Genomic DNA, 9044 nt, shown 5'->3' with positions numbered 1-9044 from the left:
TCGGTTGGTTTACTCACTGCTGCTACTGTACTTCAGAAGACTGATAACCGCTATAACCTAAGCGTATTGTGTTATAGCCAGGATACACATTTAGATTAATAATAGCTACAATAAAAATATTGAGGCATCTTAATAGTAATATGACAGATATAACTCCAAATAGCACATTTTTAATAGCAGGAATTGTTTTTGTAACGATTGCTGTAATCGGGCAGTCTAAATTAGGTTTTATTGAAATTAATCCTGGTTGCTTTGGTAGACTTTTGGCTCTTTTTATTGGGATTTCAAGCCTATTATATGCTTTGGGATTACTCAATTTTTCAGGCGAAACCCTTGACTTATTAAGAATTTATTTAACAGAACAAATTAAACAGAGTATAAATTCAATCAATGCCCTTTTACAAGGATCGTAATAGGTCGGGAAAATTTACTTATGGGTGTATTTAAATACCTTTTATTTAAAAGTTGTTCTAAAAAAGGTTTAGTTGTGATTTAGGCACTCATTAATCTACTCTAGCTTTTAAAAAGGAAGAAAGCGGAATCATCTTCTCCCTTTTTAATGGGTATTTATAAGGATATAAATGTCTTTAAGCAGACATAAAATTACTCCTCATTTATCAACTTTTTTTCTTCAGGGAGTAAGGTAGTTTCATCCTTGGGGCGATCGCTATCTACGGATTTGACTTTAGTCGTATGTGGTTTGATAATTATGCTGGCACCAATAGCCCAACCTAATGTAACCATCCAACCTGCGATAATGTCACTGGGAAAATGTACCCCCAGATAGAGACGACACCAGGCAATAGCTATTGTGTATAAGCTGCCGAAGACGAGAACCAACCAGCGCCAAGAGCTAGCCCAAGTTAAGGATATCAAAATTGCTACCAGAGTTACACTCGTCATGGCATGAGCGCTAGGAAATGCAAAACTAGACTCAGGTGCAATGGATTGCCACAATTGGGGACGCACTCGATGCATTAATTCCTTTGCTGTGCGGTTGATGATCACACTTCCTACTGAGGTAGTGAGTAAATAAGCTAGCGATCGCCAGCGTTTTTGTAGTAATAATATTATTGCGATCGCACCCAAAATCGGTATCGCTATCCAAGGCAACCCAATTATAGCCAGCGTCACTGCTAAAACATCAAGCTGGGGGTTGGCTGTAGAATGAACTGCTAACAGAATAGGCACATCCCACGGGAAGCCTGCTTGATTCTCCCATATCTTCACTGTCAGAATTTCAAAGACCTGCAAAGGTAAATAAACTCCGATCAACAGAAGTAAGAGCGATCGCCAACGAGCAATCAACAGATTTTTGAGAAAAGCAAGCGGTGACTGACTCTCTTTATTGGCTTTCTCCATATCTTAAGTTAAAAATACTGCTTAAATACTTCACTGATTACAAATTACTGGTGGTATCTTGAGAAGTTCCGCAATGGTTACAGTAAGACAAATGTTTATAAGTAAGATTATGACAGTTTTGGCATTCAATGTATTGATAATAGCCACAGTGCGGACAGTAAGTATCAGGCTGTCGAATTTTCTTAGCGCAATTGACACAGCGTGATTTTTGAACTCTACTAGCTGCCTGGACTTTAGCATTAAAGACAAACTTTTGAAAAAACTGGATAATTCCAAAACCAATAATTGGAATCAGCAAGATATAAACATAATTTATCAGAAAAAGTAAACCACCAAACAGGGCGCTAATAATATCAAATAAAAATTTAAATATTGCACCTATTTGCAGAAATTCAAATACTTTAACAATTAGTGGAATAAAAAATATAACTAGCAAGTGCCAGCTAATTAGCGATACAAGTCCATATCCTCTTCTTTGAGCAAATTTGTGAACTGATAAGGCAATGAGAATCAAAGGTAGCAGAAAGAGTGACTGAAAAGCAAGCTGGATACTTGGATACCAAAATGATGCCTGCTGATAGCCTTTGTCAACTTCTCGGAATTGATTGTCATCTTTAAGAAAGGCGATAAAACTAATGCTTTCTGGTTTGGCAAGCAGTTCATTTTTAAGAGCAGAAATTTCTTGCTTAAGGGTAGAATTTTTACCATTATTTTGTTCTAATAGCTGTTTAGCTTTTTCAGCCCCAACTTGATTAATTGATTGTTCACGACCCTGACCTGCAATTTTTTCTAATAACGTTGAGTCATATTGGGATTTAATAGTACTATTAGCTTGTTCAAATGCGCTGATTTTAGCTTGCTTTTGATCGATAGTTTTAGTGATTTGCTGCTTTTCAGGATTGTTAATTTTATCTTTGTAGTCGGCATATTGCAAGCACGTTTTAAAAACCTTCCCAAGATGTCCTACTTCGGCTTGTTGATAGTTTTGCTGAAAACTGAGTTGATTGTTCGGCTCGTAGGGTAATGAAAGTCTAAGAATTTCATAGTCTTTATTTTGAGTGGTTTTCGCCCGATAATTTTGCCACTCTGAATAACATGGATAAGCTTCAGTCGGGCTAATATGCCATCTGCTAATATCATCAAGTCCCGTAAAAACATTAATCAAGATAAAAATATCAATTAAAATAATAACAATCAAACTTACTTTATTCAGTGGTTCGTTGTTGATTGTCCTTGATTTACTAAAAAACTGATTTAAAATTCGGCGGATTCTGGCAAACATATTAGATTTTGAATAAATAGAAATTCAATTTGAGTCAATTTTATATGACAAGTAGCAATTAACTAGACAAAAATACATCTATTCATCTGAAGATTTGTTAATTGATGACTTTAAATCATCAATTTGTTCTACATGACTTTCGCAAACCCTAGCTGAAACCTTCATTTTCAGATAGGGGCAATACCCTTTGGAAAGCTGCAACTCTTGGAGACACTCTGCGTATGCGTCTATGTGAATTGCCCCTACAACGTGTAGTTTTGCGTAGGTTAAGAACGGCGTACATTCAAGCAACACCATTCTTTTCGTTTCCACAGAGTAGCTACGACCCAACCATGTTTTTCTAAAGCATCAGCAACAGCTTTAGATTGTTCTAGTAAAATACCACTGAAAATCGCCCAAGTCTCAGGTTTTGCGATCGCACTCATTTCTGGAATCAATTCAATAATCACATTCGCCAAAATATTGCAAACGATACCGTCCACTGGTTTCTCAACTAGTTTTGTCAAAACGTCTACACTTCCCAGTGCTGGTAGTAAACGTTCTGGGCCAATGTCATTCAGGACACCATTACTGATAGTTGATTGCACCGCTAAAGGGTCATTATCTACTGCATAGACTTTCTCTGCTCCCAGTAGCAGCGCCCCAATGGAAAGGATACCAGAACCACAGCCAATATCCGCAATTACCAGATGTTCATGTTTGCCACTATTACCCACAAATGACTGAGAAACTCCACTCAGCCGCATTTCTAGGGATTCTAAACATAACTGAGTTGTGGCATGGTTGCCCGTACCAAATGCTACACCAGGATCAAGACGAATCACTAACCGTTCTGTTGTTTCTGGTAATGGTAGCCATGCGGGGTTAATTAGGAAGCGATCGCCGATTTCTTGCGGATGCCAATATTGTTTCCAGCTAGTTGCCCAATCTTCCTCATCAATTAACTGCCATTGCAGAGAGGGTGATGAAACTCCTACACAAAGGGCATCTTGACGCAGCCACAGTGACAACGCTGCCAAATCTAGTAGCTGTGTTTGAATTGTCGATAAATAAGCCCTAACTAAAGATGAATCTCCTTTGTTTTCACTAGCTGTTCCACGACAGCCAAAATCTTCCAGTCGCCAAAAGATCGAATCTTCTAGGTCTGGCTCACATAAAATCTGTAGTTCCCACCAGGTGTTCGCCATATAATTTTAGATTTTAGATTTTAGATTTTAGATTGGGGACTTGGTAACAGTTAGTGACCAATGCGAAAAACAATGAGCAATTAGCCATTACCAATTCAAAATCCCTTCTCCCAAGGGGAGACGCTGCGCGAACGGGTTCGGCAGTCCCCCATCGACGGGAACCGCCAAGACGGGGGCTACCTCACCAAAATCCAAAATCCAAAATTAAAGTGTTACTGTATACGCGTCCCGAATACCAGGGACTTTTATAATTTCATTCAAAATGCCTTCAGGTAAAGGGTCATCTATACTCAGAGCCATTACCGCATCACCACGGACGATTTTACGGCCTACTTGCATACTGGCAATATTCACATTAAAACTGCCGAGTAAGGAACCAAGTTTGCCGATAATCCCCGGCATATCGCGGTGCAGGGTAAACAGCATATATTTGCTGGGTGGGACGTTAATCGGGAAACCGTCAACATCGGTTAAGTGGATTTCCCGCTCACCCAGCAAAGCACCTGTGACAGAATGAGTACCTAAAGTACCAGTGGCTTCTAGATGAAGCGTTCCGGCATAGTCTCTGATGGAAGCATCGCGGGTTTCAATTACCCGAATTCCGCGTTCTTTGGCTTCTATGCTGGCATTGACGTAATTTACCCGTTCCCGCAAAGCTTGGTAAAGTAATCCTTTGAGGGCAGCTACTACCAAAGGCTGGCTTTTGTTGGTTGCGAGTTCGCCTTGCAGACGAATATTCAGTACTTCTACCCGTCCGCCAGCTAGCTGTCCTACTAGATTACCTAGAGTTTCTGCTAGTTGCATATAAGGCTTGAGTTCTTCCAACACATCGGGGCCGAGTCCGGGAATGTTGACGGCTGAACGCGCTGGTAGTCCTAAAAGGACATCCCGAATTTGTTCGGCAACATCAATAGCCACATTCACTTGAGCTTCTGCGGTAGAGGCTCCCAAGTGGGGGGTGAGGATAACTTCTTTACCTAGCGATCGCAATTCCGATTCACCCAGAGGTTCTGACTCGAACACATCCAAGGCTGCACCCCCAATTTTACCCGCTTTTAGGGCTGCTGCTAAAGCTACTTCATCAATGATCCCACCACGAGCGCAGTTAATAATCCGGGCTGTGGGTTTCATCTTTGCCAAGGTTGTGGCATTGATTAAGTGGGTGGTTTCTGGGGTTTTGGGGATGTGTAGGGTGATATAGTCTGCTTGCTGGAAGAGTAAATCTAGCTCCACCAACTGACAGCCAATTTGTTCGGCTCGTTCTGTAGAAATAAAAGGGTCATAAGCTAGGAGTTTCATCCCCATTGTCTTAGCTACAGCTGCAACATGGGAGCCAATTTTACCCAAACCGACAACGCCGAGAGTTTTTTTGTAGACTTCCGCGCCCACAAAGCTATTGCGATCCCACGCACCGCGTTTCACCGAGGCGTTAGCATCGGGGATGTGGCGAGACAAAGCCAAAATCATCGCTAGCGCGTGTTCAGCCGCGGCAATTGTGTTTCCCTCTGGAGAATTGACTACTACAATTCCCTTACGTGTGGCTGCGGGAACATCCACATTATCCACACCCACACCGGCCCGACCGATGATTTTTAGTTGAGTGCCAGCTTCAATGATTTCTTGAGTGACGCGCGTACTAGAGCGAATCATCAGCGCGTCATATTCACCAATAATTTCGAGCAGTTGGGCTGGTTTTAGACCTAGTTTGACATCAACACTAGCAACTTGCGAAAGAATGTCAATTCCAGCTTGGTCAATAGAATCTGAGACAAGAACCTTAGACATGATTACTTCATTTAAAGCTACAGGTTTTGCTGCACAAGACTTTTTAGTTTAGTCTTTATCTGTCGCAATTCAGCAAAAATTATTTGTTTTAATATCAACTTAACCTTCACTTACGCTACGTGCTGATGGTATCGAAGCGTGAGTTGCTCCCGATGGTTACTGCCTCCTAAGTATTTGAATATGAGTGGCTGTTTGCACCACCCTGTCGCTAAATATAAAGCATTAATAGCACTAAGCACCTATATATTTATTAATAGTTAAGAGTTACCAAAATTTTATCTGCTTAAGCAATTTCCGTGCTGGGGTAGAAACGCTTGTATTCTTGACTAGGCTGCAACCTTAGTTGAGGCAATGCTCTGCACAACTAAGAAATGAGTTAGTAACTATTATATCTGTAGAATTTTAGTTACTTATCAATACCACAACTGGTATCACTTAGTCAAAATAAAATATTTACCAAACAGCCCTTTGTAGATATTGCTAGTGGAGAAATCGCTATAATTCTGATGAGCCAAATATTCTTTGATTTTTGGGGAAACCAGCGATGTTAAACTACAACTTGCCAAGGTACTTGCCCTCAGCCGAGGAACTACCAGACTCTGACGAAACGCCTGTGGATAATGAGCTGCAAGAATTGATACCAGGTTTGCTGAAGGCGATCCTGCTGATACTTTGGGCAGAACGCATGGACTGGCTATTTGCCATAGATATGGGTATTTATTATCACCCAGATAAACCGGCCATTGTTCCAGATGGGTTTTTGAGCTTAGGGGTAGAGCGGTTTTATGATGAAGAGTTGCGTCCCAGTTATGTGCTGTGGGATGAAAATGTTGTACCGATTTTCGTGCTAGAAGTAGTTTCTCAAACTTATCGCAAGGAATACACCACTAAATTGGATGAATATGAGGCTTTGGGTGTACTTTACTATGTGATTTATTCCTCCCGTCGCCGCCGCAAACCTCATCTGGAAGTACATAAGTTAGTTAATGGTAAGTATGAATTGCAAGAGGGAAACCCCGTTTGGCTACCAGAAATCGGCTTAGGAATTGGTTGCGAAAGGGGAAATTATTGCGGCGTAACGCGGGAATGGATGTATTGGTATGATGAGCAAGAACAACGATATCTCACGCCCGCAGAACAAGTAAAACAAGAAGCACAACGCGCTCAACAAGAAGCACAACGCGCTCAACAAGCAGAACAACGGGTGCAACAATTGACAGAACAATTAAGAGCGCTAGGAATCGATCCAGATAATCTGGGTTAACTGAAATATTTTGCAATATTTCAACAAGACTGATAAATCTGGTTTTTCAGATTTATGTATTTATTCTAAATCCGGGTTTGCTGCTGAAGCTTCAACCAAAAAACTATTGCTTTTTAGGAATAACGTTCCTGATTCCACTTTTAGAGCCAACAGTATCACCTTTGTAACGAGGGATGAGATGAATACTGGCGTGCATAATATTTTGACCTGCGGCTCGATTGATATTCATTCCTATATTAAAGCCATCAGGTTCAAATTCTGCTTTGAGAATTTCTTGTACTTTATTCACCATAAACCAGCAAGCAGATTGCTCTTTTAATGGTAATTCAAAGTAACTGCTAACATGACGTTTAGGAATAACTAAAACGTGTCCTTTGCTTATAGGATAGCCATCAAAAATAGCATAAGCAGTTGCTGATTCAGTTACTAGTTTGAGAGTTTTATGGGGATTACAGAATATACAATAATTAGATGAATTTCGCTGATGATTATAGTGAGCATACTCATATAATTCCCGATGTTCATCTAAGCAAACTGAAGGAAATGGAAGTTTGACAATACACTGATAGGTAGGTTTTTTATGAACATAATGTTCTCGAAAACCTTCTCTCTTAATATCCCTTCTGACAGCATAATAAGCTTTACCTCCTGGTTTTAATAAGTTTGATACTTCCATAAGAACATTAGTTTGTTCTTCAGTAAATAAAACATTTAAAACATAAAAGCAAATTATTGTATCATATTTAGTATCAGGATATTCTGGAAAATAATAAGGATCATAGCCTGTAATATCACAACCTTTTTGGCGCAATATCTTAACATCATTACCAAAGCCACAACCAAAGTCTAGTATTTTGCCTTTGAGAAGATTTTGATTCAATAAAAACTGTGCCGGAAATGATAGATAACTTCTTTCGATCGCAGTAAGATGGCTGAACTGATTTTTTTGCTGTGTCATGTAATTTTGGTGCTGATGTCCCAAAATTATTATTCCCAGCATTTATTGAGGTTATGCGATGTCTACGATGGTCATTGAGCCAAGTCGTACCACTTGCCTACGGCACGCTCCGCGAACGTGGAAGCAAGCTACGTGCAGCGTCTCGTAGAGAAGTGCGGGCTACGCCTACGCATCAGGGTCAATACCTAGCTCACGTAACTTAGCTGCTAATATATCAGCACGCTGGCGTTCTTGTTCAGCACGTTGGCGTTCTTGTTCAGCGCGTTGGCATTCCTGTTCAGCACGCTGGCGTTCTTGTTCAGCGCGTTGGCGTTCTTGTTGGGCTTGTTCGCTGCTCCACAACAGTAAATTTCCTTCTGTATCCCAACAGCGCAGCCAATTCATGGTTTGACATAATCTTTCACCTTGCCAAATTCCGAGAAATAACTCTAACTCAGGAATCCAAAAGCGTCCATTGCTATCTGCTTGCTGCAAGGTATATTGTCCATTTTGCAAGCACCGTAGTTCTATGCTTGGTTCGTAAGGGTCGTAGGTTACGTAGGTTGGAACTTGGAGAATCTTTTCGTAATAATAAAGTTTACCGTAGGGTGGAGTTGAGCGGACTGATAATTCTCCACCTTCTGTGTCTGAGAGAAATTCCATCACTACAGCTACAGCACCGCCTTCTAAATTCGGGGTATAGCTGCGACGAACTACATTTGTTCCTACAGACTGCACTTGAGGAACATAAAACCAGTCTGGTGCTTTAACAACGATTTTTTTGTTGACTGTGGCTACAAGTCCAAAATTAGAGCCAATCAGCATTTGAGGTTGGATGCGTCCTGTGCTTCCCAAAGCATCGGTAAGCGCAGCCGCGATCGCAGGTTGTTGAATATTTTCCACTGGATCGTCTGGTAAAATGAAGTCGGCTGGAAGTGCTTCCCAAGTAACAGTTGGTTCTTTTTGGATGGGGTTAACTTGTAGAACCATAAAACTACTCCTAATATCAATGCACAGTTATTAGTTATTTTTAACAAATCTTCAGCTAGCATCGCTTTTAAGCTAAAAACCCAGAAATCTGGAAAGATTTCTCTGACAGGTGTATATACTCGTAGTCAAGCACTTAGCAGGCGTGAGTATGACAGGGTTAGCGCGTCTCAAACCCTATTGATAGAGGGATTATGGCAGAGGGTCTGAGTTTGGGAGAGCCGCAGCCAAAACAGAAAC

Annotated in this window: 8 protein-coding genes; 2 read left to right on the top strand and 6 right to left on the bottom strand. The window is 40.8% G+C overall.

The genetic code is table 11. The features are described 5' to 3' along the window. Positions 1–140: 140 nt before the first annotated feature. Positions 141–413 (top strand): hypothetical protein, encoded by a 273-nt coding sequence (locus HWQ36_RS00390; RefSeq protein ID WP_292696851.1) that lies wholly within the window; start codon positions 141–143, stop codon positions 411–413. A 190-nt stretch (positions 414–603) separates the two neighbouring features. Here the strand turns inward: HWQ36_RS00390 and HWQ36_RS00385 are convergent, their stop codons facing one another. From HWQ36_RS00385 to serA, 4 genes are all read right to left on the bottom strand, one after another. Next, complete coding sequence (locus HWQ36_RS00385) at positions 604–1362, bottom strand: phosphatase PAP2 family protein (protein WP_292696848.1); 759 nt, start codon at positions 1360–1362, stop codon at positions 604–606. A gap of 37 nt (positions 1363–1399) precedes the next feature. Continuing rightward, entirely contained in the window at positions 1400–2644 is a 1245-nt protein-coding gene (locus HWQ36_RS00380; protein WP_292696846.1) for a hypothetical protein, read from the bottom strand. A 266-nt stretch (positions 2645–2910) separates the two neighbouring features. Beyond that, complete coding sequence (gene prmA / locus HWQ36_RS00375) at positions 2911–3831, bottom strand: 50S ribosomal protein L11 methyltransferase (protein WP_292696844.1); 921 nt, start codon at positions 3829–3831, stop codon at positions 2911–2913. 204 nt (positions 3832–4035) lie between these two features. Then, entirely contained in the window at positions 4036–5616 is a 1581-nt protein-coding gene (serA, locus tag HWQ36_RS00370) for a phosphoglycerate dehydrogenase (protein WP_292696842.1), read from the bottom strand. Positions 5617–6160: 544 nt separating this feature from the next. Between serA and HWQ36_RS00365 the strand changes: the two genes are divergently transcribed. Then, on the top strand, positions 6161–6880 hold the full coding sequence (locus HWQ36_RS00365) for a Uma2 family endonuclease (protein ID WP_292696840.1): 720 nt from the start codon (positions 6161–6163) through the stop codon (positions 6878–6880). 103 nt (positions 6881–6983) lie between these two features. Here the strand turns inward: HWQ36_RS00365 and HWQ36_RS00360 are convergent, their stop codons facing one another. Together HWQ36_RS00360 and HWQ36_RS00355 are read right to left on the bottom strand one after the other, a co-directional pair. Then, positions 6984–7838 (bottom strand): bifunctional class I SAM-dependent methyltransferase/HIT family protein, encoded by an 855-nt coding sequence (locus HWQ36_RS00360; RefSeq protein WP_292696854.1) that lies wholly within the window; start codon positions 7836–7838, stop codon positions 6984–6986. A 165-nt stretch (positions 7839–8003) separates the two neighbouring features. Then, the gene (locus HWQ36_RS00355) at positions 8004–8807 is read right to left on the bottom strand and encodes a Uma2 family endonuclease (protein WP_292696838.1); all 804 of its coding nucleotides are present in this window, start codon (positions 8805–8807) and stop codon (positions 8004–8006) included. Positions 8808–9044 lie beyond the last annotated feature (237 nt).

The organism is Nostoc sp. NMS2 (genome assembly GCF_017115105.1).
Classification (GTDB): Bacteria; Cyanobacteriota; Cyanobacteriia; order Cyanobacteriales; family Nostocaceae; genus Nostoc.
Note: the sequence above shows the minus strand (reverse complement) of the source record. Positions and strands in the feature narration are given on the sequence as shown.